The organism is Pseudomonas marginalis, from assembly GCF_008692035.1.
Classification (GTDB): domain Bacteria; phylum Pseudomonadota; class Gammaproteobacteria; order Pseudomonadales; family Pseudomonadaceae; genus Aquipseudomonas; species Aquipseudomonas marginalis.
Window position 1 is genome coordinate 992,967 of the sequence record NZ_VTFG01000002.1, and the last position, 25,472, is coordinate 1,018,438.

The window sequence follows — 25,472 nt, forward strand, 5'->3', positions numbered from 1 at the left end:
CCTTTCAGCCGCAGGAGGTGGGCAATTGTGCTCCTCTTGTGGCCCCTTCCAAAAACTCAGCAAACCATTTGATTATGTCTCCGGGTATCTCACCCGGAATGAAGCTCGCAAAACCCTTCATATACGGCAACGCCCCACACATAGTTAAAAAGCAATGGATTCAATAGGTTGCTCTCGAAAGCGCACCACTCTTAAACATCGAGCTGACCTCAAATGCAAAAAAAATATCTCAAAAATAACAAATCGTGTTGATTGATAAAATTCAATATGTGATATTCGCTTCACTCTCCCACCACAGAGTGAGGCACCACCATGCACACCACAGCGACCGTACACGTGCACCCCGCGTGCGCGAGCAACCCAAAACTGATTGAGCAGCTGCAAGCCAGCACCGGCTGCATAGTTATCCTTCACAACAAAAAACCCAAGCTCGCCGCAAAAAGCCAGCAGCCTGCCCCCTTCGATCCTGACGATGGAGGACGTGCAGCATGAGCAGACTATCTCTCAACGCCGCCGCCTACATTCGCCTCCAGGCTCAGGTGCACCTCAGCGGCACGTTCAATCACACCCTGCACACGCTTGATGATCGCCATTCCGTACCGGCCCAGGTCGAGATCGAGCAATGCACTGCTGGCATCACGGTAATGGTGCGCATCTGCGGAACGCGCAATACCTCAGTCACCCTCGATAAGCACCGCAAAAACAACGCCACGCGCGTAGCGAGCTTTATCGAAGGTATCGCCAATGGCCGCAGCCCCTCCGGTGTGCCCGACGTAGATGAGCATGAAGCGGTCAGCGATATAGAAGCCACCCTACGTCTGGCAATCCGACGTGGGCGCGGCACTTACCATCTGATCGCTGACGAACTGGATCCCTCTGTACAGATCCAGCGCAACCCACGCGGAGGCTATATCGCCAAGCTCGAACTCGACGACGCTGGCTGCGTGCTCACTCTGCCCACCGACAACCAGCGCGCCTACGCAATCCTGGCTGAAAACCTTAATCAATTCCTGCAGGGCTACCGCAATAGCCTCGCAGCCGCCGCGTGAGGTGCCGCCATGAGCTTATCCCTCAAACGCGTAGCCGAACGCCTTGGTTTGGGTCACCGCGAGCTGATGAAACGCATGCGCGACAAAGGCTTGCTGGATCAACACAACCTGCCAACCAACCCTGCCGCTACCAAAGACTTTTTGGTCACCCGTGAGAGTCGCTGGTTTCACGAGAAGTATGGCATGCAATACAAGCGCACCACGCGCGTGACGGACATTGGCATTTCCTGGCTGGCCAGGCAGATCGGTATTGAACGCCCAGCCCCACCCGCCGTGCCTGACCCGCGAGAAGTCGCGTAATGAGGCAGCCTGAAGCATGGCCGCGCGAGTACGCCCGCCAGATCGTTGCCATGCGCACACGCGAGGAGCGCAATGCCGCGCTTCTCGAAGTGCCAGAGCACCTACGCGAGCTGACGAAAAAACACTGCCTTATTGCCTGGAATCATCCTAAGAGGAAGAGAAGCCATGGACCACAAACTGATTGATCAAGCGCTGAACCAGTTGCTTTCTACAAAGGCCGTCGAGCGAACTCCAGAGCAGATCCAAGGTTTCGCTCATTTGGTTTGCAGTGCTGCCGGGGTAACGGCTGATGCGCCCACATCAACGCTGTCCAGCCTGCCAGAACTGCATGCAGCTGTACTGCTACTCGCAAACCAATTGGATGTTATCTCCCTAAATCCAAATAGCTCCGTTACCACGGAGTTCCGTCTTTGTAATCGCGCAATACCAAGAGTTGCTGCCTTTATCCACAACCCTCATGGGTTTGACAACGGCAAGACCATCCTTTCGGGGTACGGCAACTCCCCAGCGGAAGTGCTGCGCTCCCTCCGAGACAACGCCTATGACCTTTGCAAGCTGGGGGCCGACGCCTATGACCTTTCCAGCCTGGAGGCCAAATGATTCCCAACGTCGGCCAGCAACCAATCCGGCTGTTGCCCGCACCAGATCCGTCCACCATCGAGATGCTGCACCACATCTTCGGCGATGTGCTTATCCCCCTGGAAAAGGTCCACGCGCACTACTTCAAAAACATCAACGAGAAGACGTTCACCGAGGCAATCAACAGCGGACGGATTCAGTTGCCGGTGACCACCTTGGACCTCAGCGGTAAAGCGCTGCGTTATGCACACATCAGGCACGTCGCGGCGCTGATCGATATTCGTGCTTACCAGGCGGACCAGGCCATGCCGAGACCTCATAGCGATTCGGAGGAAAACTGACATGTCACTTCAAGACTTTTGCCGGCACTGCCGGGCACAGTTATCGGCGGACGGAACACCCGACCGACTTTGCGGGCACTGCAGCTATCTCGCCGCCGACTACCGCCTATACGACGATCTGCGCGAGGAAGGCTACATGCCGTACCAAGCCAAGCTGATGTGTGGCCTGGCCGATCCACCAGATCCTGATCACGAATAAACCCGTTTCAACACTGCTGCCACCACCAGCTTAAGTGACACCACAGGAGCACACCACATGACATTCTTTGAAGTTTTCGCACTGGTCACCTTCGTAATCGCACTCGCCATTTTGTATTGGGTCGGGTATCGGGGCGGATTGAAGGATGGCTGGGCTGACGGTTATGACGATGGCCACACTAATGGCTACATTGAGGGCATTGAGGAGGGCGAGTCGTCGAGTGCTACCGCTCTCGAAAAGGCCACGCGCCGATGCGAACGCCTGGAACTGATTTTGATCAGGGAACCCCAGGACCGACAGATCCTTCTGGCCATCGCGGGAAAACTCAAACTCGCCGCCGACTTCTTTCAAGCGATCAAATCGGAAGGCCACGCAACTCAAGCACTCATTCTGCGCGACCACGCTTTGAGCATGGCCGCCGAGTTGGATTCCTTCTATCAGGAGGATGCAGCATGAGTCGCGCTATCCCAATGTTGCGTCTGACGCCCCAGGCCGCTGGAACACTGCAACAGCAGTACACCAAGGCTATGAAGGAACTGAACGCAATGAGTCGCCATAACAAAGAGTTCGACCGGCAACTGAAAGCGCTGATCGGTTACGACGCTCTCCGCGAATTGCATAAGGCAGCTGACAACGCCCTGCTGCTGGCTGATCTCGTGAAGGAGGCCGCATGAACTGGATCCTCACCCACACCGGCAAGCATTTTGACCTGTTCGAACCTGACGCCGACATGATCGACCCACGGGATATTTCCCACTCACTGGCACACCTCTGCCGCTTCAACGGTCACACCCGCGAGTTCTACAGCGTGGCGCAACACAGCTGCATCGTCGCCGAGCTGGTGCCGGAAGAACACAAGCTCGCGGCCTTACTCCACGACGCGCCAGAGGCGTACCTGGGCGACATGACCAAGCCACTTAAACAGTGGGTACATGCATACCAGGACTTTGAAGACTGGGTATGGCAACGCGTGTGCCAGCGCTTCGACATTGCTGCAGAACTTCCTGCATGCGTTCACCAGGCCGACTTGATTGCGCTGGCCACCGAACGCCGCGACCTCATGCCAACCGATCCGGCTATCTGGGATTGTTTGGTCGGCATACAACCTATGGCCGAAATCATCCGTCCATGGCCTGCCGCAGAAGCCCGACTCACCTACCACCAGCGCCTGATGGACCAACTCGCTGTCGAACATCGGAGGAAAGCGGCATGAAGAACCATCAGGAAAACACCAGCGCCCTGCCCGCTTTGCTCCGCAGCACCAGTGGTGTCGACACGCCAGAAACAAACAGTCTCTGCTGCGCAGCAGCAGGCTTTATTGCTCCTTCAAGCGCCACTGCCGAGGCACGTATACCCCACGAAAAGCTGCGCGGGGCAGCGGTCAATGATGCAATGCTAACCGCTCCAGAACGCCCGCTCGCGCAGCCTGCCGAAGGGGGTAAAGCAGTTTTTGCATCAAGCATCTGTGTCGCCAACAAGCCCGTGCTGCTCACAAAAGTCGTCAAGAAATCCATGAACCACGCTCAGCACATGAGCCACTGGAACAGTACCCACACCATTGGAAATCATGAGTACCGCGGCATCAGCGCTGAGGGCATCACCTGCTCGCATGATTCCGACCTCTGCGGGCATAGTGGTAAACCAAACAGAGGCCGGCTTGATGGTGTCATCTGGATATCGATCTGCTGCGTAGTGCTTGAAGGAGTTCGCTATTTCACGACAGGTACTGAGGCTCGGGCAAAGCGCTCTCAGATGCATCTGAAAATTCGTTTTGGTCGGTTGACCTCCCCTCTGCCCCTTGCCCCAGATTTCACGCTGGGACTCGGATCCACAGTGCCAAATCCACTCGCAAATGTGGAAAGCCGTGAGAGCACCGTTAATTGCAAAGTAGCTCGAAGTAGCGAGTCTATCCGTAGCCTTGGAAATGTGACTGCGCTGCAGCTGGCCTACCTCCCAGCCCAACTTCAACAACATGTCGTTGATACTTTTCACCTGAAACGTATGCACCGATCTACCCCCTCTTATCCCCGTATTAAGCATTGCGCCCCTACTCACCGACGAGGGGCTCGGCTTAACCAATGCCCACCGTCAATCCATTCAATGTCGCACGACCGCAGCTTGTGGAGGCGAAAAATATGAGTTTCCCAAACTGGGTAATGATCAGCCGCGCCTCCGAACTCACCGGCTATAGCGAAGACGCTATCCGCCACAAAGTGAAGAACGGCACCTGGGCCCAAGGTCGTGTCTGGCGCAAGACTCCGGACGGCCGCATTGCAATCAACATGACGGAGTACGACAAGTGGGCCGAGAGCGCACCTCAGGAAGCGGCCTAGAAACCGAGCTGGCAAAGCACAAGGGGATTGAGATACACGGCGGCAACCTGCGAATCGTGTTCATGTGGCGGCGTATACGCTGCCGCGAATCCCTCGGCCTTCCTATCACCAAAGCCAACATCAAACACGCCGCCCTGTTAAGGGCGGCGATTCTTCACGAGATCAAAACCGGCCATTTCGACTATGGCCGGCACTTTCCCAACTCGAAGCACGCGACCAACTACAGCAGTGCCAAAGACGTAAGGCTCGGCGCGCTGCTGGAGAGATACAAGCCGCTGAAGGCGGTGGACATCACCCCGATGACGGAGGAGAAGTACGGCTACGCCTTGGACATCTGCACTGCCTTGGTCGGAATAGATCGTCTCGTCGGCGTTTTACTGCCCGAAGACATCCAGTTACTGAGGACGCTGCTGATTGCAGGTCGAGCACCGTCAACCGTCAATCACTACTTGGCGACGTTCGCCGGCTTCTTGGACTGGTGCGAGAGCAATGGATATTGCCGTACAGGATTATCAGAAGCGTGTAATAGGTTCGCAATGCAGGGCCAAGAGCCGGATCCGCTTACTCGTGACGAATTCCAGTTGGTGGTCGAAAAAGGATGCCTTCACCCCCAAGACTCTGCGGCGATCACTTTGGCAGTGTATACCGGGCTTCGACCAGGTGAGCTATGTGCACTGGCCGTTGAAGATATCGACTTGGGCGCGGGGCAGATCAACATCACCCGCGCCATTACAGCCAACGGCACGTTCAAGGTTCCCAAAACAGGCAAGCCGCGCTCAGTCTTATTAATGCCGCCAGCGGTCGAAGCCTGCAGGGTATTGATGGCGCTAGTTGCGGATCACCCTGCACGCTCCATTCAGGTATTCCAGAACAGGCACGAGAGCCGCCAGGAAAAGGTCACCCCACTGCTCTCGCCCACCACCCAAGCGCGCAAGAAGATCATCAACTTCTGGTATGTGCCAACGGCTTGGAACACCAAATGGGCCGCAATTCAGAAGCGCTCAGGTATCCGCCCGCGTCGACCGTATCAAACCCGTCACACCTACGCATGCTGGTGCCTGACTGCTCGTGGCAATCTTGCATTCATCGCAAAACAGATGGGACATAAAGACTTTACTATGTTAGTTGAAGTTTATGCCAAATGGATGGATGACGAATCACCAACAGAGATTCAGCGCATATGGAACGCACTGGACACTAGGCGGCCACACTAGCATGAGTATTCAATAGGACAGTAGAAACGCCATCCAACATCCTTACCTGTATGTGACCCATATTTCTTGTTACAACACGCCGAGATTTAGCCACCAACAAAAGATTCTCTTCAACTGCGCGACTCCTAATCGGGGCGCGCACCTTGGGCAAGGAAGTAAAGTACAGCCCAGACGAGTAATCTTTTATCCTCAATATATCTTCCTCACGAGGCAAAGAAGAACTATTAAAAGTTGTCAATATCGAAATAGGCTTTTCACGAAGCATTGTTTTAACAACAGCATCAGAGTGCCCATTCTGCGATCCGTGATGAGGAACTTTAAATAAGGCCGCAGTAGTAATTGGTTTCTTTGCGTCTAAAATAACAGCTTCCCACCCCAAAGCGGGATCATTCGAAACTTCTAAGTCAGAACCCAACAAAACAGTATCACGACCATTGCAAATGTGTAACGCAATCGCACACAAATTAGGGTGCAATTTATTTGCCAATTTCCTAAATTCTGTTTCAACCTTCAATAAGCGATCAGCAAATAACAGCCGAGACTGAGCGATCGCCCTGCTTGAAGGGGAAAGAGAATGGACTAAAACATTATTTTTCCTATATAAAACTTGATTTGCACCCACAAACTCGATGTGCCGATCACCTATAGACTTGATAATCTTAGCTATCTCATAAGTGCTAGGTTTAGCTTTATCTACGAGCACATCACCCAAAGCATGAGCCAAGGAATAAGAAATTGACTCCTCATGCGTCAATGCGCCAGAAATAAAAATTTCGGCAGCAGAACATGCTTCGATTAAAGCACTAGCTCCTGCTATGTGATCGTCATGAAAATGAGAGATCACAATTAGCTTTACGCGGTCGGCACTTACTCCCAGCTTAGTCAAATAATCTAAAGCAACAGGAACTTTATTTTCCACAGTGCAGGAATCTACCACCATCCACTCATTATCACCCAGGTGAGCGACAATACACTCACCTGTTCCTGGTCCAAATAGGGATACTTCGAGTTCAGCAACTGCAGGTGGCTGAAAATTAATGGCCATGAATGATTTTGGACAATCCTTTGCTCAAAGTTTTTATATGTTCAATAGTTTCGGCAGACACAGGAGGAAGCCTCCTAAATCTAAGCTCATACTTATTAACAGCTGGCCCAACCTTACCACTTTTTTCAGAATACTTACGATACTTGCCTATATTCCAGAAAAATACCGCCCCTTCAGATATCAAGTCCAAATCAGACTCAATAACACTTTCATAGCCGATCACAACTTCTTCATCTGGATTTGACTTGCAAGTCTTATCAGAGATAATAGCAACAAACTCTCTCGAGCCCGGAGAGTTTTCGATAACTCGCCCCTCCCAAGTCTGGTTAATTTCAGACCAAACTGAAGTTTTTTTAATAGCGGACTCAGGCGCTCTGACAACACGCATATCACCCACCTCACGAGCAGAGACAGCACTAGGTACATAGTCAATGGATGAGACATCTTTTCGAAGAGGTTTCACAACATTCAACTCTCGATAACGTCTCACTCCTACGCTAGCTTCCCTTTTGAGAAAATACTCAAAAGGATCAGCGAGTGCTGTTTCAGGGTTCGACATATTTACCTGGGCCATTACTTAATCTCCAGCTTCGCTTGTGACAAGAGAGAGAGAATGAGATGTTCATGAAAATCCAACGTCTGCTGCCAGCAAGCAGTAATAATAGCGATCGGATCAAAAGCACCAGAACGCCCGGCTTTTTGCTTTACTGAAGAGGAAGACTGCTTAGAATCATAGTGATTATTTATTGAAAATCTAATCGCCTTAGGAGTCTCCAACCAACCCACTGTAAAGTTATATAGCCCCTGCTCACCCTTAGGTTTCATTATTTGCATCTGAACATTTGCCATTCCGATCCGCTCGGAGTCGGGAATAGCCTTAAACCAAACATCTTTTGGTGTTATCAAATTACCAACACTATGCCAGTGATCCAAACTATCAAAATGGACATCCGCATACTGATTCAAACCGACAGCTCGGACCTTACTTTCTTTTAAAGCGGACAAAATACTTAAAGCAAGATCATGAATCCTGTAATCAAAGGAAGGGTGATCCGAACGTAATATCAAAGTAGTGCATTGGATTTCGACCTGGATGTTAGCAAGAGAAAACTTGGTCAAATCTTTATAGACCAACTCAATTGCCAAGTTTTCATCTATATCCTCTTGAGGAATCATTCCCTGTTTGGCAAACCAGTGAGGAGTCATTACCAGCGGGTCAAATTCACCCACTAGCACGATACTCGACTCTCTTTGTTTGACGTCTAACTGCTCCATTTCCACGTATCCAAAAGGGGATTGATAAAATTCGGATCACTCCGACCCGCGACACTCATCCTTCGACGACGACACCTAAAATCGACCACAACCATATCGAGAGTCCATCCTCATTGGCTTTTATGGTCTATCGCCCCTGTCACCAGACACGGAGAAGCCGCCCGAAATCAGGCTAGCGTGGGACTCTAGCACGCCCCAATTGATATCAATGGGCCATCATCGGAAAATATTATCCTATTACCGAAAGCCTTTTCAATCAGAACAAGCAACCTTGATTACATCCCCGTCTTTTTCCAATGTTACCCTAGCTTAGAATTTCGTTCGGGGCTCAATCCATGCTTAATAAAGCCCCATTTTTGCCCCAGCCACTTCATAGATTCCTTCTAACATACTGATGAATAAAGCAATTTCAGATCTGTCCTCCCACACCCCGATGATGCAGCAGTACTGGCGCCTGAAAAACCAGCACCCTGATCAATTGATGTTCTATCGCATGGGCGACTTCTACGAGATCTTCTATGAAGACGCGAAGAAGGCCGCCAAGTTGCTGGACATCACCTTGACCGCGCGCGGGCAGTCGGCGGGGCAGTCGATTCCGATGTGCGGGATCCCTTATCACTCGCTGGAGGGTTACCTGGTCAAGCTGGTGAAGCTGGGCGAATCGGTGGTGATCTGCGAGCAGATCGGCGATCCGGCCACCAGCAAGGGCCCGGTGGAACGCCAGGTGGTGCGCATTATTACGCCGGGGACGGTGAGCGATGAGGCGCTGCTGGATGAGCGTCGCGATAACCTGATCGCCGCGGTGCTGGGCGATGAGCGCTTGTTCGGGCTTTCGGTACTGGACATCACCAGCGGCAATTTCAGCGTGCTGGAGATCAAGGGCTGGGAAAACCTGCTGGCGGAGCTGGAGCGCATCAACCCGGTGGAGCTGTTGATCCCGGATGATTGGCCCAAAGACCTGCCAGCGGAAAAACGCCGTGGGACCAAGCGTCGTGCGCCGTGGGATTTCGAGCGTGACTCGGCACTGAAAAGTCTATGCCAGCAGTTCTCGGTGCAGGACCTTAAAGGCTTCGGTTGCGAAACCCTGACCCTGGCCATCGGCGCTGCGGGTTGCCTGCTCAGCTATGCCAAGGAAACCCAACGCACCGCCCTGCCGCATTTGCGCAGCCTGCGCCACGAGCGCCTGGACGATACCGTGGTGCTCGATGGTGCGAGCCGTCGCAACCTGGAACTGGACACCAACCTGTCCGGCGGGCGCGATAACACCCTGCAATCGGTGGTCGACCGCTGCCAAACCGCCATGGGCAGCCGTCTGCTGACCCGCTGGTTGAACCGTCCGTTGCGGGATTTGACGGTGCTCCAGGCGCGCCAGACGTCGATTACCTGCCTGCTGGACGGCTATCGCTTTGAAAAGCTGCAGCCGCAGCTGAAGGAAATCGGCGACATCGAGCGCATCCTGGCGCGGATCGGCCTGCGCAATGCGCGGCCCCGTGACCTGGCGCGTCTGCGCGATGCCCTCAGCGCCCTGCCGCAACTGCAAGTGGCAATGACCGAACTGGATACGCCGCACCTGCAACAGCTCGCCGTAACGGCCGGTACCTACCCGGAACTGGCAGCGCTGTTGGAAAAGGCCATTATCGACAACCCGCCGGCGATCATCCGTGACGGCGGCGTACTCAAGACCGGCTACGACAGCGAACTGGACGAACTGCAGTCCCTGAGCGAAAACGCCGGGCAGTTCCTGATCGACCTGGAAGCCCGCGAAAAAGCCCGCACCGGCCTGGCCAACCTGAAAGTGGGCTACAACCGCGTGCATGGCTACTTTATCGAGTTGCCGAGCAAGCAGGCCGAGTCGGCGCCCATCGACTATCAACGCCGCCAGACACTCAAGGGAGCCGAGCGTTTTATCACCCCGGAGCTGAAGGCGTTTGAAGACAAGGCGCTGTCGGCCAAGAGCCGTGCCCTGGCCCGGGAAAAGATGCTCTACGAGGCGTTGCTGGAAGACTTGATCAGCCAGTTGGCGCCGCTGCAGGACACCGCCGCCGCCCTGGCGGAGCTGGATGTGCTGAGCAACCTCGCCGAACGGGCGCTGAATCTCGACCTGAACTGCCCGCGGTTCGTCAGCGAGCCGTGCATGCGCATCGTGCAGGGGCGCCACCCGGTGGTGGAACAGGTGCTGACCACGCCGTTCGTCGCCAACGACCTGTCGCTGGACGACGATACGCGCATGTTGGTGATCACCGGTCCGAACATGGGTGGTAAATCCACCTACATGCGTCAAACCGCGTTGATCGTACTGCTGGCGCATATCGGCAGTTTTGTGCCGGCAGCCAGTTGCGAGCTGTCCCTGGTGGATCGTATCTTCACCCGGATCGGCTCCAGCGATGACCTGGCCGGTGGCCGTTCGACCTTTATGGTGGAAATGAGCGAGACCGCCAATATCCTGCACAACGCCACCGAGCGCAGCCTGGTGCTGATGGACGAAGTGGGTCGCGGCACCAGTACATTTGATGGCCTGTCCCTGGCGTGGGCGGCGGCCGAGCGATTGGCGCATCTGCGTGCCTATACGCTATTTGCCACCCACTACTTCGAACTGACGGTGCTGCCGGAAAGCGAGCCGCTGGTGGCCAACGTGCATCTGAATGCCACCGAGCACAACGAGCGCATCGTATTCCTGCACCACGTGCTGCCAGGGCCGGCCAGCCAGAGTTACGGCCTGGCCGTGGCGCAATTGGCCGGCGTGCCGAACGACGTGATCACCCGTGCCCGCGAGCACCTCAGCCGCCTGGAAACCACGGCCCTGCCCCATGAAACCGTGGTGGCCAGCCCGGCCAAGGCCAGCCGCAAACCTGCTGCGCCGCACCAGAGCGATATGTTCGCCAGCCTGCCCCATCCGGTGCTGGATGAACTGGCAAAGCTTGACCTGGACGACTTGACGCCGCGAAAAGCGCTGGAAATGTTATATGCACTGAAGACTCGGATATAACGCTCACGCTTGCAAGCTGATAGACTCTCGCGCGGTTTGGGATGCTGCTGGCTCTTAGCCTGGCCTGCAGACTATCGCTCCCGAACCTCGCGAGCCCTACCACAAAGGGTTTCGCTGCCGCCGCCTGAGGAGAGAATTAGAAATGACCTTCGTCGTCACCGACAACTGCATCAAGTGCAAGTACACCGACTGCGTAGAAGTGTGTCCGGTGGACTGCTTCTACGAAGGCCCGAACTTCCTGGTCATCCACCCGGACGAGTGCATTGACTGCGCCCTGTGTGAACCTGAATGCCCGGCCGTCGCCATTTTCTCCGAGGACGAAGTCCCGGCGGGCATGGAACAGTTCATTCAGTTGAACGTTGAATTGGCTGAAATCTGGCCAAACATCACCGAGAAGAAAGACTCGTTGCCGGATGCCGCCGAATGGGATGGCAAACCCAACAAGATTGAGCAACTAGAGCGCTAAAAGCGCCGCTGCCCAACAAAAAAAGGCCCTTCAAGGGCCTTTTTTGCGTTCCGGGGAACGCATTCACTTTTCTATAGACGAAAAAAGGGGCGGTATGACCCGCCCACATTTTTTCCCTAGTCCCTGTGTTCCTTTTCATCATCCTGATGAATCGCATCCTGCGACGTTCCTTCAACCATCGTTCCTTGATGGCTGTGTCAATCCGTGGACACAGGGCTGATGTTAGAGAGTTCCAAGGGAAGTTCAACGGGATCCAAACCGGGCACTGACAGGCTCCAGCCCCCAGACAAAGATAATTAATTGTTATCTTTCAAATAGATAGAAAACTCCTTCAAAGATTCGAGACGCACACACCCAGCAAAAAAACCAAACACTTACGAGAAAGTAAGCGAATGCTTACGCGCGCCATTGCGTAAAAGCGTAAAAGAACCCCATTGACCGATCTCCAGGCAAGAAAAAGCCCCGACAAGTCGAGGCTTCTTGTCCTTCAGCGAGTTCAGTCGTCGCTGACGGTAATGGTCGGCATTGCCGGGGCCGCCGCTTCCTGCAGGACGATCCGTGCGCCCACATGGCGAGCCAATTCCTGGTAGATCATGGCGATCTGGCCATCGGGCTCTGCCGCTACGGTGGGCTTGCCGCCGTCGGCCTGTTCACGAATGCCCATCGACAATGGCAACGAGGCCAGTAGTTCAACGCCGTACTGGGTCGCCAGCTTCTCGCCACCGCCTTCACCAAACAGATGCTCTGCGTGGCCGCAGTTGGAGCAGATGTGCACCGCCATGTTTTCCACCACACCCAACACCGGAATGTTGACCTTGCGGAACATCTCCACGCCCTTCCTGGCGTCCAGCAAGGCCAGGTCCTGGGGCGTGGTCACGATCACCGAGCCCGCCACCGGGACTTTCTGTGCCAGGGTCAGCTGGATATCGCCGGTGCCTGGCGGCATGTCGATCACCAGGTAATCCAGGTCGCCCCAGGCGGTCTGGGTGACCAACTGCAGCAACGCGCCGGAGACCATCGGCCCGCGCCACACCATCGGCGTGTTGTCATCGGTCAGGAACGCCATGGACATGACCTCCACGCCCATGGACTCGATCGGCACGAACCACTTCTGGTCCTTGACCTTCGGCCGCGTGCCTTCGGCGATGCCGAACATCACGCCCTGGCTCGGGCCGTAGATATCGGCGTCGAGAATACCCACGCGCGCGCCTTCACGGGCCAGGGCCAGGGCCAGGTTGGCTGCGGTGGTGGATTTGCCCACGCCGCCCTTGCCGGAAGCGACTGCCACCACGTTCTTGACGTTGGCCAGGCCCGGGATCTGCGCCTGGGCCTTGTGCGGGGCGATCACGCACTGGATGTCGACCTTGGCGGCACGCACGCCGTCGAGGCCCTCGATGGCCATTTGCAGCATCTGCGCCCAACCGCTCTTGAACAGGCCGGCGGCATAACCCAACTCCAGTTGGACCGAGACCTGGTCACCCTGGACCTCGATGGCACGTACACAGCCGGCGCTGACCGGATCCTGGTTCAAATAGGGGTCGGTGTACTGGCGAAGAACGGCTTCCACCGCTGCGCGATTGACGGCGCTCATGGGCAACTCCCGAAAAAAGACTGACTGAAACAGGCGGCTATCCTAACCGTTCCAGCCGCGTTACGGCATGCTTTCGCAGGTGCGGAAGATTCTGAAACAGCACCACGGGGTGAAATAAATTTCCCGGCGCTTTATAGTGGCCGACCTCCGTTTCATCAAGTAGCCGAGCCCCATGTCCGAGCCACGCAAGATCCTCGTCACCAGCGCCCTGCCCTATGCCAATGGTTCCATCCATCTTGGCCATATGCTTGAGTACATCCAGACCGATATGTGGGTGCGCTTCCAGAAGCATCGCGGCAATCAATGCATCTATGTCTGCGCGGACGACGCCCACGGTTCGGCCATCATGCTGCGCGCCGAAAAGGAAGGCATCACCCCGGAACAGCTGATCGCCAATGTGCAGGCTGAACACAGCGCCGACTTTGCCGAGTTCCTGGTGGATTTCGACAACTTCCACTCGACCCACTCCGCCGAAAACCGCGAGCTGTCGAGCCAGATCTACCTGCGCTTGAAGGACGCCGGGCACATCGCCACGCGCTCGATCACGCAGTACTTCGACCCGGAAAAGAAAATGTTCCTGGCCGACCGCTTCATCAAGGGCACCTGCCCGAAATGCGGCACTGAAGACCAGTACGGCGACAACTGCGAAAAATGCGGTGCCACCTACGCACCGACTGACCTGAAGAACCCGCGCTCGGCGATCTCCGGCGCCATCCCGGTACTCAAGGATTCCCAGCACTTCTTCTTCAAGCTCCCGGATTTCCAGCAGATGCTGCAAACCTGGACCCGCAGCGGCACCCTGCAGGACGCCGTGGCCAACAAGATCGCCGAATGGCTGGATGCAGGCCTGCAACAGTGGGACATCTCCCGCGATGCGCCGTACTTCGGCTTCGAGATCCCAGGCGAGCCCGGCAAATACTTCTATGTATGGCTGGACGCACCGATCGGCTACATGGCCAGCTTCAAGAACCTCTGCGACCGTACGCCGGAGCTGGACTTCGATGCGTTCTGGGGCAAGGACTCCACCGCCGAGCTGTACCACTTCATCGGCAAGGACATCGTCAACTTCCACGCCCTGTTCTGGCCAGCCATGCTCGAAGGTTCGGGCTACCGCAAGCCCACCGGCATCGCGGTACACGGCTACCTGACGGTCAACGGCCAGAAGATGTCCAAGTCCCGTGGCACCTTTATCAAGGCACGCACCTACCTGGACCACCTGTCGCCGGAATACCTGCGCTACTACTACGCCTCCAAGCTGGGCCGTGGCGTCGACGACCTGGACCTGAACCTGGAAGACTTCGTCCAGAAGGTCAACTCGGACCTGGTGGGCAAGGTGGTCAACATCGCCAGCCGCTGCGCCGGTTTTATCCACAAGGGCAACGCCGGCCTGCTGGTGGCCGAGAACGCCGCGCCGGAACTGACCGACGCGTTCCTGGCTGCCGCGCCAAGCATCGCCGACGCCTATGAAGCCCGTGACTTTGCCCGTGCCATGCGCGAGATCATGGGCCTGGCCGACCGCGCCAACGCCTGGATTGCCGACAAGGCCCCCTGGTCGCTGAACAAGCAGGAAGGCAAGCAGGCTGAGGTCCAGGCGATCTGCGCCACCGGCGTCAACCTGTTCCGCCAGTTGGTGATCTTCCTCAAGCCCGTGCTGCCATTGCTGGCCGCCGACGCCGAGGCGTTCCTCAATGTCGCCCCGCTCACCTGGAACGACCACGCCACGTTGCTCAGCAACCATCAGTTGAATGAATTCAAGCCTCTGATGACCCGCATCGATCCGATCAAGGTCCAGGCAATGACCGACGCCTCGAAAGAAGACCTGGCCGCCAGCCAGACCGATACCGGCGAATCGAAACCGGCCGGTAACGGCGAGCTGGCCAAGGACCCGCTTTCCCCGGAAATCGACTTTGACGCCTTTGCTGCCGTGGACCTGCGCGTGGCGCTGATCATCAAGGCCGAAGCCGTGGAAGGGGCCGACAAACTGCTGCGCCTGACCCTGGATATTGGTGACGAACAACGCAACGTGTTCTCCGGAATCAAGAGCGCCTATCCGGACCCGTCCAAGCTCAATGGTCGTCTGACCATGATGATTGCCAACCTCAAGCCGCGGAAAATGAAGTTCGGTATCTCCGAAGGCATGGTGATGGCGGCCGGTCCCGGCGGCGAAGAGATCTACCTGCTGAGCCCTGACAGCGGCGCCAAGCCGGGTCAACGTATCAAGTAAGCGCCGCAAAACAGCCCTGTCGTTTCGGCGACGGGGCTTTTCAACTAGTCCCCCCTTCTCGCTTGCCGGATAATCAAACCCTGTTTGTTCAACCGGCACGCCAATGATCACTCCATGAATCTGATTCAACGTATCGACGCACTGCTGCCGCAGACACAATGCGGCAAGTGTGGGCACCCGGGCTGCAAGCCTTACGCCGAGGGTATCGCCCGGGGCGAGGCAATCAACAAATGCCCACCCGGAGGACAGGAGACGATCACCGGCCTCGCGCTATTACTGCGTGTACCCATTCTGGAGCTGGATACCAGCCGTGGGGACGCGCCGGCCCAGGTCGCCTACATCCGCGAGGCCGAGTGCATCGGCTGCACCAAATGCATCCAGGCCTGCCCGGTGGACGCGATTGTCGGCGCCGCCAAGTTGATGCACACCGTCATCGTCGATGAGTGCACCGGTTGCGACCTGTGCGTCGCGCCCTGCCCCGTCGACTGCATTGAGTTGCGCCCAGTGGTCACAGGGCTGCCGATCATCGGCGGCCTGGCAGCGAACGAAAACGAACGCCGTGAACGAAATTTCAAGCGCGACCGTGCCCGGCAACGCTTTGAACAACGCAATGCACGCCTGCAACGGGAAGAAGAGCACAGGACTGCCCAACGTGTGGCGCGGCCTCAGCGCTCAGCACCAACTCCCCCTTTGCCATTTGACGCAGCGCGGGCCGCCCAGGATGCGGAGGTGAAAAAAGCCAAGATCAATGTGGCCATGAGCCGCGCCCAATTGCACAAATCCTTGCAGGCTTTTGGGCACCCGCCGACCTTTGAACAACAATCCCAACTGATCGCCCTGCAACAGCAATTCGAGGCAGCGGAGCAGGCGTTGGCAGCCCTGGGCCAGCATCACACACCCGCGACACCGCTGCCTGCCGTCAACAACGCCGACCTCAAGCGCGCCAAAATCCAATTGGCGATGCGCCGGGCCGAGTTGAAGAAAGCCCTGGACCAACAGGCGGATCCGCAACAATTAGCCGACGCGCAACACAAGCTCGATGACGCGCAGCGCCAAGTAGACGCCCATGGCACATGACTGATAATCCTGGGGGGGTTGTTACAGTCCATCGCCGACACCACATTGATACCGTCGGGTTATCCTTCTCGCAGGACTCCGTGCCTGGACCCACTATTCAACACTACGCTGACTGCCCGAAAGGAACCTTCCGCCTCATGAACGCCGCAAAACGCCTGGAAATTTTCCGCAGGCTTCACGAAGACAATCCGGAACCCAAGACCGAACTGGCCTACTCCTCGCCGTTCGAGTTACTGATTGCGGTGATCCTGTCGGCCCAATCCACGGACGTCGGCGTCAACAAGGCCACGGCCAGGCTGTATCCCGTGGCCAACACGCCAGAGGCGATTTACGCCCTGGGCGTGGACGGGCTGTCGGAGTACATCAAGACCATCGGCCTCTACAACAGCAAGGCCAAGAATGTCATCGAGACCTGCCGCTTGCTGATAGAACGGCACAATAGCGAAGTGCCAGAAACCCGCGAAGCACTGGAAGCCCTGCCGGGGGTGGGCCGTAAAACCGCCAACGTGGTGCTCAACACTGCATTCAGGCAACTCACCATGGCCGTGGATACCCATATTTTTCGGGTCAGTAATCGAACCGGCATAGCACGCGGCAAGAACGTGGTCGAAGTGGAAAAGCAGCTCATGAAGTTCGTACCCAAACCGTACCTGCTTGACTCCCACCATTGGCTGATCCTGCACGGACGCTATGTTTGCCAGGCCCGCAAGCCGCGCTGCGGCAGCTGCCGCATTGAAGACCTGTGCGAATACAAGGACAAGACGTCGGACGATTGAGGGTTCATTGGTTTTCTCGATCAGTCGATTGAAAAAATCTTTTTTACCCATTCATGGATTATCGTTATAAGGAGCGCCAACGGCAGTCTTACTCCGGAGTTAACGTTATGAGCACTGACAAAGAACAGTTGGATGTGGAAGACGACCTCGTTGAATCGGAGGACGATGGCGTGGAAGCACCTGTGGCAGAGGTCGCCAAGACCAATCTGAGCAAACGCCGTACTATCGACAACCTTCTGGAAGAACGACGCTTGCAAAAACAACTGGCCGACTACGACTTCGACCTCTGATCAAGCGGTCGACGGCCGGAAGCCTCCCTGTCGGAGGCTTTTTTCTGCCGGTTGTGCGGCCTATGCGCAGTGCTGTGCCCTCACCTATACCAAGCCGTTACGCTGGGCCAACTCGATCAGGTCCACGAGAGAGCGGGCATTGAGCTTGAGCAGCAGACGAGTCTTGTAGGTGCTGACGGTCTTGTTGCTGAGAAACATACCGTCGGCAATCTCCTTGTTGGTCCTGCCCCGAGCCAATTGCTGCAACACCATCATTTCCCGGCCGGACAGACGCTCGACCATATCGGCCTCACTGGCATTACCCATGGTGGAGCGTACCGAGTTGAGTGCCTGGTTTGGAAAATAGCTGTAGCCCGACAACACCGCCTTGATCGCACTCAGCAACTCGGTCAGGTCCTGTTGCTTGCACACATAGCCCGCAGCGCCCGCCTGCATGCAACGCATGGAAAAGTGACCTGGAGCCTGGGAGGTGAGCACCAGTACCTTGAACGGGACAGCCTGCTTGGTAGACGAAAGCCGGCAAATAACTTCCAGGCCATCGAGCTTGGGAATCCCAATATCCAGTATGACAATGTCCGGCATATGCTCCCGCGCAAGTTGCAACGCATCGACACCGTTATTGGTCTCTGCAACGACCTCATAACCATGACGCTCCATTAGCATACGCACAGCAAGACGAATGACGGGATGATCATCTACGATCAGCACTTTATTCATGAGAAAGTCCAATTTCGCTGTTCGAATTATTTAGAGCAAACACAATAGCCTAGTCGTTTCCTAGTTGGCATAGCGTTCCCCCCCGAGCAACAGCAAGCAGAGACCCAACCCACAGAGATAAAGGAAACGCCCTACAAAAAAACACCGATACAGATGTTTCCAGTTTTATGGGGCCCTTCAGAACTTTCCGGGACCTCACATATTTTGAGTGAAATTTCCAGCCCCTCCAGGGGATAAGGTAAACGTGCCGCACGCAACTATCAGGAAATGCCCCTTGCCTGTCGACTGCAGGTAGCGGAGCCGGCAGAGAAAAATCGGTAGTTTCAGTTCCATTTAACATATTTACTTACATCCTTATTTCCTACAGAATTTTTGGCTTCTTACATACTCCTCGCACCTACATGAGTGAATTATCTGTAAGACTGGTTCCTACATAAATGATAAAAAACATTCCCCCGACAAAAAAACAGCGCCCCAATAATCAACAACACTGATTAAACAAGTTTAAACAAAGTGGACTTAATCAAGAATTCAAGACAAAAAAAATGGCCCCTTGAACAAGGGGCCATTTTTACAACCGGCTTGACACTCAGAACAACGAACGACCTTTGTTGGCAGCAATGCGCATGCGCAATGCATTCAACTTGATAAAGCCCGCTGCGTCAGCCTGGTTGTAGGCACCGCCATCTTCTTCGAAAGTGGCGATGTTGGCGTCGAACAGCGAGTCATCCGACTTACGGCCGGTAACGATCACATTGCCCTTGTACAACTTCAGACGCACAACGCCATTCACGTGGGCCTGGGAAGCATCGATCATCTGTTGCAGCATCAGACGCTCAGGGCTCCACCAGTAGCCGGTATAGATCAGGCTGGCGTACTTGGGCATCAGCTCGTCTTTGAGGTGAGCCACTTCACGGTCCAGGGTGATGGACTCGATGGCGCGGTGGGCACGCAGCATGATGGTGCCGCCCGGGGTTTCGTAGCAACCACGGGACTTCATGCCCACATAGCGGTTCTCGACGATGTCGAGGCGGCCGATGCCGTGTTCGCCACCGATACGGTTCAGCGTCGCCAATACGGTGGCCGGGGTCATTTCCACGCCGTCCAGCGCGACGATGTCGCCATTACGGTAGGTCAGTTCCAGGTACTGCGGCTTGTCTGGAGCGTTCTCCGGGGAGACGGTCCATTTCCACATGTCTTCTTCGTGCTCGGTCCAGGTGTCTTCCAGCACGCCGCCTTCATAGGAGATGTGCAGCAGGTTGGCGTCCATCGAGTACGGGGACTTTTTCTTGCCATGACGCTCGATCGGGATCGCGTGCTTTTCAGCGTAATCCATCAGCTTTTCACGGGACAGCAGGTCCCATTCACGCCACGGGGCAATCACTTTTACGCCGGGCTTGAGCGCGTAGGCACCCAGTTCGAAACGCACCTGGTCGTTGCCCTTGCCGGTGGCGCCATGGGAAATGGCATCAGCGCCGGTTTCGTTGGCGATTTCGATCAGGCGCTTGGCGATCAGCGGACGTGCGATGGAAGTACCCAGCAGGTACTCGCCTTCGTAGACGGTGTTGGCGCGAAACATCGGGAAGACGAAATCGCGGACGAATTCTTCGCGCAGGTCGTCAATGTAGATCTCTTTCACGCCCATGGCTTGCGCCTTGGCACGTGCAGGTTCGACCTCTTCGCCCTGACCCAGGTCAGCGGTGAAGGTCACCACTTCACAGTTATAAGTATCCTGCAGCCACTTAAGGATCACCGAAGTGTCCAGGCCGCCGGAATACGCGAGAACGACCTTGTTTACGTCGGCCATGCCATCACTCCACGGGGTTGTACGGAAAGGCGTCGATTCTACCGATCAAAACCGTGGATTTACAGGGGCGCGACAGCAAATGAAGATAAAGCGACAGATTATGTCGAGCGAGCGACCGATGGTCGCACGTCAGGAGGTGTGTGCCGGGTTGCTCGGCCCCGTGGCCTGGGGGGCCGGTTTCTCAGGGGCAGCCACGCGTTCGAGCTGAATATTCACACGGCGGTTACGGGCCCGGTTGGCGGCAGTGGTGTTGGGCGCCAAGGGGTAGCTTTCGCCATGGAACCGCAGGGTGATCTGGGACTCCGGGATACCGTTGGCCTTGAAGTAGTCCATCACAGCCAGCGCGCGACGGCGTGAAACGTCACGGTTGCTCAGGCGATTGCCGCTGTTGTCCGAGTGGCCGTTCAATTCGATATGGTTGACGGTTGGGTCCGCCTTCATGAATTCGAGAATCACCGCCAGCTTCTGCTTTGCCGCAGCGTCCAGCTCGATGCCGCCACCGGGGAAGCCCACTTCGGTCTGCTTGACCTGATCGTAATTCATCGGCAGCAGCTTGGCGGTGCACAGCTGATAATCGCTGTAGGCCTTGTTGAATTTCACCGGCAGCAGGCGAATCTCCGAATAGCCACCCTCACGTCCATAGTGCCGCACCGTGGGCGAGCGTCCATCGAGCAAACCGTTGAAGAGACGCCCGGCCTGGGCCTGAGAGCTGTTGAACAGCACATCACCGCTGCCGGCACGTACGGCGCCGAGATTGATGTCACCCCGACCGGGCTGCCAGGGGGCTGCGGCGGCCAACAAGGTGGCCGACCCTGCGCCCAGCGACCCGTTATAGGCTTTCAGACGAAACGTCGCCTGCTCGCCGGCCCGGCGCACGAACTCACCCGAACCGAAGTCGGTGATCGGTTGGCTCAGGCGGCACTCGAACTTGTCCCCCTCCACCTTCCACTCAATGTTCTCCAGACGAGTCTGGAACGTGAGGGCCATAGCAGGCAGGCTGGCGAACACACTGAGCAGGGCTAGATAATGCTGGCGCACGGGAGGCTCCACTGGTTTCTACAACACTTCAAAGCGTCATACATCGATAAGGCATACGAAAGGCTATCGGATGCATCCTGCAAAACTTGATAGCGAGTGCCTGCAAGAGTCTTTTCCGGTAGCATTCCCACCAGATTGACCCGCCTGGAATCCCCAATGTCCGACCGCCTGACCCTGCTGCGTCCCGACGACTGGCATATTCATCTTCGCGATGGTGCTGCGTTGCCCCAAACCGTGGCCGATGTAGCGCGTACGTTTGGCCGCGCCATCATCATGCCTAACCTGGTACCACCGGTGCGTAACGCCGCCGAAGCCGACGCCTATCGCCAGCGCATCCTCGCTGCACGGCCGGCCGGCAGCCGCTTCGAACCATTGATGGTGCTCTACCTCACCGACCGTACCCAGCCCGAAGAAATTCGCCAGGCCAAGGCCAGCGGTTTCGTGCACGCCGCCAAGCTGTACCCGGCCGGCGCGACCACCAACTCCGATTCCGGCGTGACCAGCATCGACAAGATCCTGCCGGCCATCGAAGCCATGGCCGAAGTCGGCATGCCGCTGCTGATCCACGGTGAAGTCACCCGTGGCGACGTGGACGTGTTCGATCGCGAGAAAATCTTCATCGACGAGCACATGCGCCGCGTGGTCGAGCTGTTCCCGACCCTCAAGGTGGTGTTCGAGCACATCACCACGGCCGATGCCGTGCAGTTCGTCACCGAGGCCTCGGCCAACGTCGGCGCAACCATCACCGCCCATCACCTGCTGTACAACCGTAACCACATGCTGGTGGGCGGGATTCGGCCGCACTTCTATTGCCTGCCGATCCTCAAGCGCAACACCCACCAGGTTGCCTTGCTGGATGCCGCGACCAGCGGTAATCCGAAGTTCTTCCTCGGCACCGACTCTGCGCCCCACGCCCAGCACGCCAAGGAAGCGGCATGCGGTTGTGCCGGTTGCTACACCGCGTTCGCCGCCATCGAGCTGTATGCCGAAGCGTTCGAACAGCGCAACGCCCTGGATAAACTCGAAGGTTTCGCCAGCCTCAATGGCCCGCGATTCTACGGCCTGCCGGCGAATACCGACCGTATCACCCTGGTCCGTGAAGACTGGACCGCCCCCGCCAGCCTGCCATTTGGCGAGCTGACCGTTATCCCGCTGCGCGCCGGTGAAACACTGCGCTGGCGCCTGCTGGAGGAAAGCAAGTGAGTGAAGACCATTACGATGACGACCAGGAACACGGTGGCGGTGGTGGTTCGCGCCATCCGATGGCCGAACGTTTCCGCGGCTACCTGCCTGTCGTTGTCGACGTAGAAACCGGCGGCTTCAATTGCGCCACCGATGCACTGCTGGAAATCGCCGCAACGACTATCGGCATGGACGAACAGGGCTTTGTGTATCCGGAGCACACCCATTTCTTCCGCGTCGAGCCGTTTGAAGGTGCCAATATCGAAGCGGCAGCCCTGGAGTTCACCGGGATCAAGCTCGATCACCCTCTGCGCATGGCCGTCAGCGAAGAGGCGGCACTCACCGATATCTTCCGTGGCGTACGCAAGGCCTTGAAGGCCAATGGCTGCAAGCGCGCGATCCTGGTCGGGCATAACAGCAGCTTCGACCTGGGCTTCCTCAACGCCGCCGTGACGCGGCTGGACATGAAGCGCAATCCGTTCCACCCGTTCTCCAGTTTCGACACCGCCACCCTTGCTGGCCTGGCCTATGGCCAGACGGTATTAGCCAAGGCCTGCCAGGCGGCCGGCATCGACTTCGACGGTCGCGAAGCCCACTCGGCACGCTACGACACCGAGAAGACCGCCGAACTGTTCTGCGGCATCGTCAACCGCTGGAAGCAGATGGGCGGCTGGGAAGACTTCGGCGACTGAGGTCAAATCCCGCGCACAAAAAAACCGGCCTTCTCAGGCCGGTTTTTTTGTCCCGCGAATCCGGCTTACAGCTTGCCAGCGTTCTCGGTCAGGTAAGCCGCAACGCCTTCTGGCGAAGCGTTCATGCCTTTGTCGCCTTTTTTCCAGTTGGCAGGGCAGACTTCGCCGTGCTCTTCGTGGAATTGCAGGGCGTCGACCAGACGGATCAGCTCTTCCATGTTACGGCCCAGCGGCAGGTCGTTGATGATCTGGGAGCGCACAACGCCCTTGTCATCGATCAGGAACGCGCCACGGAAAGCCACGCCGCCTTCGGATTCAACGTCATAGGCCTTGGCGATGTCGTGCTTCATGTCGGCAGCCATGGTGTATTTGACTTTGCCGATGCCGCCATCGTTGATGGCCGTGTTGCGCCAGGCGTTGTGGGTGAAATGGGAGTCGATGGAAACGGCAACCACTTCAACGTTACGTGCCTTGAAATCGTCCATGCGGTGGTCCAGAGCGATCAGCTCCGAAGGGCAGACGAAGGTGAAGTCCAGCGGGTAGAAGAACACCAGGCCGTATTTGCCTTTGATGGCTTCAGACAGTTTGAAGCTGTCAACGATTTCGCCATTGCCGAGCACGGCAGGTACGTCGAAATCCGGGGCTTGTTTGCCGACGAGTACGCTCATTGGGTATCTCCTGATGTAAGGGTGACGATTGAAGTAAAAGGACCGGCCTTGAGTCTGCCGCATTCAAGCGACAGCCCTGTGACGCAGTCACGCTTCGTGAAGACCGACCATCATACACTGAAAAAACCGTTCGTCAGCGTGAGGGCGGTGCAGGCCAATACCCTACGAATCTACTTTGACAATCATTCTCGTTAACATTAAGATCCATCGCACTTAAGCCTTAAACCCGCGACGGTTCTCCCTTATGTATGTGTGCCTGTGTACCGGCGTCACCGACGGACAAATCCGCGAAGCAATCTATGAAGGTTGCTGCAGCTACAAGGAAGTGCGTGAAACCACCGGCGTTGCCAGTCAATGTGGTAAATGTGCTTGCCTCGCCAAGCAAGTGGTACGGGAAACCCTGACGCAGCTGCAAACAGCCCAGGCCGCTGTTCCCTACTCAGCAGAATTTACACACGCTTGAATAGGCGTGTTTTGAAGAACCGGACCGAGTGTCCGGTTTTTTTATGCCTGTAATTCAATTAGTTAGCGCTAAGACGCGGAACACAAACATTCTTATTCCGATTAATTTTCATTTATTATTCAATAACTTAGGTTTGACACTAGGGTTTTCGCCGCTCAAACTCCGCCTTATACACAGCTACTACAGGGCAGGACCCCAGTCATGAAAGGCGACATCTCAGTCATCCAGCAACTCAACAAAATCCTTGCCAATGAACTGGTCGCGATCAATCAGTACTTCCTGCATGCGCGCATGTACGACGATTGGGGCCTGGAAAAGCTTGGCAAGCGTGAATACAAAGAATCCATCAAGGCCATGAAGGACGCCGACGCGCTGATCAAGCGGATCCTGTTCCTCGAAGGCCTGCCGAACGTACAGGACCTGGGCAAGCTGAACATCGGCGAGCACACCCAGGAAATGATCAGCAGCGACCTGGGCTTTGAACGCAAGAGCCACAGCGACCTCAAGGCCGCCATCGCACATTGCGAGACCAAGGGCGACTTCGGCAGCCGCGAGCTGCTGGAAGACATCCTTGAAGACCAGGAAGAACATATCGACTGGCTGGAAACCCAACTGGGCCTGATCGACAAAGTCAGCCTGGAAAACTACCTGCAATCGCAGATGGGCGAATAATCCCGTCGCTCTCTCAGGTACAAAAAAGCCCCGCTCTCTCACGAGAAGCGGGGCTTTTTATTGCAGGCGAATCAAGCGTCGGTCTTGGCCGCCGCGTTTGCCGCTGCATCTTTGATCAAGGCCTGCAACGAACCATCAGCTGCCATTTCGGTGATGATATCGCTACCGCCGACCAGCTCGCCGGCTACCCACAGTTGCGGGAAGGTAGGCCAGTTGGCGTACTTCGGCAGGTTGGCGCGGATTTCCGGGTTTTGCAGGATATCCACGTAAGCGAACTTCTCGCCACACTGCATAACAGCCTGGGAAGCCTTCGCGGAGAAACCGCACTGAGGAGCGTTAGGTGCGCCCTTCATGTAAAGCAGAATGGTGTTGTTGGCAATCTGCTCTTTGATCGTTTCGATGATATCCATGGAACACCTCGGCTGGAACTTTGCGACTCACAGGTCGGCACGGTGGCGCATTGTAACGCAAAATTCCAACGCGGTGCT

The 25,472-nt window shown here is 56.3% G+C and carries 30 protein-coding genes; 21 read left to right on the forward strand and 9 right to left on the reverse strand.

What is annotated here, in order from left to right:
• Positions 1-488: 488 nt before the first annotated feature.
• The 11 genes from FX984_RS24760 (at position 489) to FX984_RS24815 (ending at position 6,015) form a co-directional block, all read left to right on the forward strand.
• Entirely contained in the window at positions 489-1,049 is a 561-nt protein-coding gene (locus FX984_RS24760) for a hypothetical protein (RefSeq protein WP_154905390.1), read from the forward strand.
• Positions 1,050-1,058: 9 nt separating this feature from the next.
• On the forward strand, positions 1,059-1,349 hold the full coding sequence (locus tag FX984_RS24765; protein WP_090408042.1) for a phage antirepressor KilAC domain-containing protein: 291 nt from the start codon (positions 1,059-1,061) through the stop codon (positions 1,347-1,349).
• A 165-nt stretch (positions 1,350-1,514) separates the two neighbouring features.
• Positions 1,515-1,949: a hypothetical protein gene (locus FX984_RS24775; protein WP_154905392.1), complete on the forward strand. Its 435-nt coding sequence runs from the start codon at positions 1,515-1,517 to the stop codon at positions 1,947-1,949.
• A complete protein-coding gene (locus FX984_RS24780; protein ID WP_430714310.1) occupies positions 1,946-2,269 on the forward strand; it encodes a pyocin activator PrtN family protein in 324 nt (107 codons plus the stop codon). The genes FX984_RS24775 and FX984_RS24780 overlap by 4 nt, the downstream gene beginning before the upstream one ends.
• Before the next feature lies 1 nt (position 2,270).
• Complete coding sequence (locus FX984_RS24785; RefSeq protein ID WP_154905393.1) at positions 2,271-2,468, forward strand: hypothetical protein; 198 nt, start codon at positions 2,271-2,273, stop codon at positions 2,466-2,468.
• A 57-nt stretch (positions 2,469-2,525) separates the two neighbouring features.
• Entirely contained in the window at positions 2,526-2,924 is a 399-nt protein-coding gene (locus tag FX984_RS24790; protein WP_154905394.1) for a hypothetical protein, read from the forward strand.
• Positions 2,921-3,142, forward strand: coding sequence for a hypothetical protein (locus FX984_RS24795; RefSeq protein WP_154905395.1), 222 nt, complete (start codon positions 2,921-2,923; stop codon positions 3,140-3,142). The genes FX984_RS24790 and FX984_RS24795 overlap by 4 nt, the downstream gene beginning before the upstream one ends.
• The gene (locus tag FX984_RS24800; RefSeq protein WP_154905396.1) at positions 3,139-3,681 is read left to right on the forward strand and encodes a phosphohydrolase; all 543 of its coding nucleotides are present in this window, start codon (positions 3,139-3,141) and stop codon (positions 3,679-3,681) included. The genes FX984_RS24795 and FX984_RS24800 overlap by 4 nt, the downstream gene beginning before the upstream one ends.
• Positions 3,678-4,607, forward strand: a complete 930-nt coding sequence (locus FX984_RS32815) for a hypothetical protein (protein WP_223841660.1) — start codon at positions 3,678-3,680, stop codon at positions 4,605-4,607. Before FX984_RS24800 ends, FX984_RS32815 begins: the two co-directional genes overlap by 4 nt.
• Positions 4,604-4,801, forward strand: coding sequence for an excisionase family protein (xisR, locus tag FX984_RS24810; RefSeq protein WP_154905397.1), 198 nt, complete (start codon positions 4,604-4,606; stop codon positions 4,799-4,801). The genes FX984_RS32815 and xisR overlap by 4 nt, the downstream gene beginning before the upstream one ends.
• Positions 4,768-6,015, forward strand: coding sequence for a site-specific integrase (locus FX984_RS24815; RefSeq protein ID WP_154905398.1), 1,248 nt, complete (start codon positions 4,768-4,770; stop codon positions 6,013-6,015). Before xisR ends, FX984_RS24815 begins: the two co-directional genes overlap by 34 nt.
• Here the strand turns inward: FX984_RS24815 and FX984_RS24820 are convergent.
• From FX984_RS24820 to FX984_RS24830, 3 genes are read right to left on the reverse strand one after another with little or no spacing between them, the layout of a single operon-like run.
• The gene (locus FX984_RS24820) at positions 5,999-7,060 is read right to left on the reverse strand and encodes an MBL fold metallo-hydrolase (protein ID WP_154905399.1); all 1,062 of its coding nucleotides are present in this window, start codon (positions 7,058-7,060) and stop codon (positions 5,999-6,001) included. The two genes, FX984_RS24815 and FX984_RS24820, sit on opposite strands and share 17 nt — an antisense overlap.
• Positions 7,050-7,634, reverse strand: coding sequence for a hypothetical protein (locus FX984_RS24825; RefSeq protein WP_154905400.1), 585 nt, complete (start codon positions 7,632-7,634; stop codon positions 7,050-7,052). Before FX984_RS24825 ends, FX984_RS24820 begins: the two co-directional genes overlap by 11 nt.
• Positions 7,634-8,335: a hypothetical protein gene (locus FX984_RS24830; RefSeq protein WP_154905401.1), complete on the reverse strand. Its 702-nt coding sequence runs from the start codon at positions 8,333-8,335 to the stop codon at positions 7,634-7,636. The genes FX984_RS24825 and FX984_RS24830 overlap by 1 nt, the downstream gene beginning before the upstream one ends.
• Positions 8,336-8,741: 406 nt before the next feature.
• On the opposite strand from FX984_RS24830, the gene mutS reads away from it, so the two are divergent.
• Both mutS and fdxA read left to right on the forward strand, forming a co-directional pair.
• The gene (mutS, locus tag FX984_RS24835) at positions 8,742-11,321 is read left to right on the forward strand and encodes a DNA mismatch repair protein MutS (RefSeq protein ID WP_190329711.1); all 2,580 of its coding nucleotides are present in this window, start codon (positions 8,742-8,744) and stop codon (positions 11,319-11,321) included.
• A 142-nt stretch (positions 11,322-11,463) separates the two neighbouring features.
• The gene (fdxA, locus tag FX984_RS24840; protein ID WP_027604581.1) at positions 11,464-11,787 is read left to right on the forward strand and encodes a ferredoxin FdxA; all 324 of its coding nucleotides are present in this window, start codon (positions 11,464-11,466) and stop codon (positions 11,785-11,787) included.
• Positions 11,788-12,283: 496 nt separating this feature from the next.
• On the opposite strand, the gene apbC is transcribed toward fdxA, so the two are convergent.
• Entirely contained in the window at positions 12,284-13,378 is a 1,095-nt protein-coding gene (gene apbC, locus FX984_RS24845; protein WP_027604582.1) for an iron-sulfur cluster carrier protein ApbC, read from the reverse strand.
• A gap of 172 nt (positions 13,379-13,550) precedes the next feature.
• Here apbC and metG point away from each other — a divergent pair, with 172 nt between their 5' ends.
• The 4 genes from metG (at position 13,551) to FX984_RS24865 (ending at position 17,745) form a co-directional block, all read left to right on the forward strand.
• Positions 13,551-15,602, forward strand: a complete 2,052-nt coding sequence (metG, locus tag FX984_RS24850) for a methionine--tRNA ligase (protein ID WP_146475868.1) — start codon at positions 13,551-13,553, stop codon at positions 15,600-15,602.
• Between the two features lie 114 nt (positions 15,603-15,716).
• On the forward strand, positions 15,717-16,679 hold the full coding sequence (gene rsxB / locus FX984_RS24855) for an electron transport complex subunit RsxB (protein ID WP_098480305.1): 963 nt from the start codon (positions 15,717-15,719) through the stop codon (positions 16,677-16,679).
• Between the two features lie 137 nt (positions 16,680-16,816).
• Entirely contained in the window at positions 16,817-17,455 is a 639-nt protein-coding gene (nth, locus tag FX984_RS24860) for an endonuclease III (RefSeq protein ID WP_027604585.1), read from the forward strand.
• Positions 17,456-17,562: 107 nt separating this feature from the next.
• Positions 17,563-17,745, forward strand: a complete 183-nt coding sequence (locus tag FX984_RS24865) for a PA3496 family putative envelope integrity protein (protein ID WP_027604586.1) — start codon at positions 17,563-17,565, stop codon at positions 17,743-17,745.
• 84 nt (positions 17,746-17,829) lie between these two features.
• On the opposite strand, the gene FX984_RS24870 is transcribed toward FX984_RS24865, so the two are convergent.
• From FX984_RS24870 to FX984_RS24880, 3 genes are all read right to left on the reverse strand, one after another.
• Positions 17,830-18,462, reverse strand: coding sequence for a response regulator transcription factor (locus FX984_RS24870; RefSeq protein WP_027604587.1), 633 nt, complete (start codon positions 18,460-18,462; stop codon positions 17,830-17,832).
• Positions 18,463-19,051: 589 nt separating this feature from the next.
• A complete protein-coding gene (locus FX984_RS24875; RefSeq protein ID WP_012722490.1) occupies positions 19,052-20,269 on the reverse strand; it encodes an argininosuccinate synthase in 1,218 nt (405 codons plus the stop codon).
• 129 nt (positions 20,270-20,398) lie between these two features.
• Positions 20,399-21,307: a flagellar protein MotY gene (locus tag FX984_RS24880; RefSeq protein WP_092356347.1), complete on the reverse strand. Its 909-nt coding sequence runs from the start codon at positions 21,305-21,307 to the stop codon at positions 20,399-20,401.
• Positions 21,308-21,463: 156 nt separating this feature from the next.
• Here FX984_RS24880 and pyrC point away from each other — a divergent pair, with 156 nt between their 5' ends.
• Both pyrC and rnt read left to right on the forward strand, forming a co-directional pair.
• Positions 21,464-22,510, forward strand: coding sequence for a dihydroorotase (pyrC, locus tag FX984_RS24885; RefSeq protein WP_027604589.1), 1,047 nt, complete (start codon positions 21,464-21,466; stop codon positions 22,508-22,510).
• The gene (rnt, locus tag FX984_RS24890) at positions 22,507-23,181 is read left to right on the forward strand and encodes a ribonuclease T (RefSeq protein ID WP_027604590.1); all 675 of its coding nucleotides are present in this window, start codon (positions 22,507-22,509) and stop codon (positions 23,179-23,181) included. The genes pyrC and rnt overlap by 4 nt, the downstream gene beginning before the upstream one ends.
• A 65-nt stretch (positions 23,182-23,246) precedes the next feature.
• On the opposite strand, the gene FX984_RS24895 is transcribed toward rnt, so the two are convergent.
• Positions 23,247-23,849 carry a peroxiredoxin gene (locus FX984_RS24895; RefSeq protein ID WP_003172097.1) on the reverse strand — a complete coding sequence of 201 codons (603 nt, stop codon included), beginning with the start codon at positions 23,847-23,849 and terminating at the stop codon, positions 23,247-23,249.
• Between the two features lie 244 nt (positions 23,850-24,093).
• On the opposite strand from FX984_RS24895, the gene FX984_RS24900 reads away from it, so the two are divergent.
• Positions 24,094-24,312, forward strand: a complete 219-nt coding sequence (locus tag FX984_RS24900) for a bacterioferritin-associated ferredoxin (protein WP_074844072.1) — start codon at positions 24,094-24,096, stop codon at positions 24,310-24,312.
• A 201-nt stretch (positions 24,313-24,513) separates the two neighbouring features.
• Positions 24,514-24,984, forward strand: a complete 471-nt coding sequence (gene bfr / locus FX984_RS24905) for a bacterioferritin (RefSeq protein WP_012722487.1) — start codon at positions 24,514-24,516, stop codon at positions 24,982-24,984.
• A gap of 71 nt (positions 24,985-25,055) precedes the next feature.
• On the opposite strand, the gene grxD is transcribed toward bfr, so the two are convergent.
• A complete protein-coding gene (grxD, locus tag FX984_RS24910) occupies positions 25,056-25,394 on the reverse strand; it encodes a Grx4 family monothiol glutaredoxin (protein WP_027604591.1) in 339 nt (112 codons plus the stop codon).
• Positions 25,395-25,472 lie beyond the last annotated feature (78 nt).

What these genes read in the sequence shown, in the direction of transcription:
- FX984_RS24760 (WP_154905390.1), top strand. Translation starts at nt 489, where the DNA reads ATGAGCAGACTATCTCTCAACGCCGCCGCCTACATTCGCCTCCAGGCT.
- FX984_RS24765 (WP_090408042.1), top strand. Translation starts at nt 1,059, where the DNA reads ATGAGCTTATCCCTCAAACGCGTAGCCGAACGCCTTGGTTTGGGTCAC.
- FX984_RS24775 (WP_154905392.1), top strand. Translation starts at nt 1,515, where the DNA reads ATGGACCACAAACTGATTGATCAAGCGCTGAACCAGTTGCTTTCTACA.
- FX984_RS24780 (WP_430714310.1), top strand. Translation starts at nt 1,946, where the DNA reads ATGATTCCCAACGTCGGCCAGCAACCAATCCGGCTGTTGCCCGCACCA.
- FX984_RS24785 (WP_154905393.1), top strand. Translation starts at nt 2,271, where the DNA reads ATGTCACTTCAAGACTTTTGCCGGCACTGCCGGGCACAGTTATCGGCG.
- FX984_RS24790 (WP_154905394.1), top strand. Translation starts at nt 2,526, where the DNA reads ATGACATTCTTTGAAGTTTTCGCACTGGTCACCTTCGTAATCGCACTC.
- FX984_RS24795 (WP_154905395.1), top strand. Translation starts at nt 2,921, where the DNA reads ATGAGTCGCGCTATCCCAATGTTGCGTCTGACGCCCCAGGCCGCTGGA.
- FX984_RS24800 (WP_154905396.1), top strand. Translation starts at nt 3,139, where the DNA reads ATGAACTGGATCCTCACCCACACCGGCAAGCATTTTGACCTGTTCGAA.
- FX984_RS32815 (WP_223841660.1), top strand. Translation starts at nt 3,678, where the DNA reads ATGAAGAACCATCAGGAAAACACCAGCGCCCTGCCCGCTTTGCTCCGC.
- xisR (WP_154905397.1), top strand. Translation starts at nt 4,604, where the DNA reads ATGAGTTTCCCAAACTGGGTAATGATCAGCCGCGCCTCCGAACTCACC.
- FX984_RS24820 (WP_154905399.1), bottom strand. Translation starts at nt 7,060, where the DNA reads ATGGCCATTAATTTTCAGCCACCTGCAGTTGCTGAACTCGAAGTATCC.
- FX984_RS24825 (WP_154905400.1), bottom strand. Translation starts at nt 7,634, where the DNA reads ATGGCCCAGGTAAATATGTCGAACCCTGAAACAGCACTCGCTGATCCT.
- FX984_RS24830 (WP_154905401.1), bottom strand. Translation starts at nt 8,335, where the DNA reads ATGGAGCAGTTAGACGTCAAACAAAGAGAGTCGAGTATCGTGCTAGTG.
- fdxA (WP_027604581.1), top strand. Translation starts at nt 11,464, where the DNA reads ATGACCTTCGTCGTCACCGACAACTGCATCAAGTGCAAGTACACCGAC.
- apbC (WP_027604582.1), bottom strand. Translation starts at nt 13,378, where the DNA reads ATGAGCGCCGTCAATCGCGCAGCGGTGGAAGCCGTTCTTCGCCAGTAC.
- metG (WP_146475868.1), top strand. Translation starts at nt 13,551, where the DNA reads ATGTCCGAGCCACGCAAGATCCTCGTCACCAGCGCCCTGCCCTATGCC.
- rsxB (WP_098480305.1), top strand. Translation starts at nt 15,717, where the DNA reads ATGAATCTGATTCAACGTATCGACGCACTGCTGCCGCAGACACAATGC.
- nth (WP_027604585.1), top strand. Translation starts at nt 16,817, where the DNA reads ATGAACGCCGCAAAACGCCTGGAAATTTTCCGCAGGCTTCACGAAGAC.
- FX984_RS24865 (WP_027604586.1), top strand. Translation starts at nt 17,563, where the DNA reads ATGAGCACTGACAAAGAACAGTTGGATGTGGAAGACGACCTCGTTGAA.
- FX984_RS24870 (WP_027604587.1), bottom strand. Translation starts at nt 18,462, where the DNA reads ATGAATAAAGTGCTGATCGTAGATGATCATCCCGTCATTCGTCTTGCT.
- FX984_RS24875 (WP_012722490.1), bottom strand. Translation starts at nt 20,269, where the DNA reads ATGGCCGACGTAAACAAGGTCGTTCTCGCGTATTCCGGCGGCCTGGAC.
- pyrC (WP_027604589.1), top strand. Translation starts at nt 21,464, where the DNA reads ATGTCCGACCGCCTGACCCTGCTGCGTCCCGACGACTGGCATATTCAT.
- FX984_RS24895 (WP_003172097.1), bottom strand. Translation starts at nt 23,849, where the DNA reads ATGAGCGTACTCGTCGGCAAACAAGCCCCGGATTTCGACGTACCTGCC.
- FX984_RS24900 (WP_074844072.1), top strand. Translation starts at nt 24,094, where the DNA reads ATGTATGTGTGCCTGTGTACCGGCGTCACCGACGGACAAATCCGCGAA.
- bfr (WP_012722487.1), top strand. Translation starts at nt 24,514, where the DNA reads ATGAAAGGCGACATCTCAGTCATCCAGCAACTCAACAAAATCCTTGCC.
- grxD (WP_027604591.1), bottom strand. Translation starts at nt 25,394, where the DNA reads ATGGATATCATCGAAACGATCAAAGAGCAGATTGCCAACAACACCATT.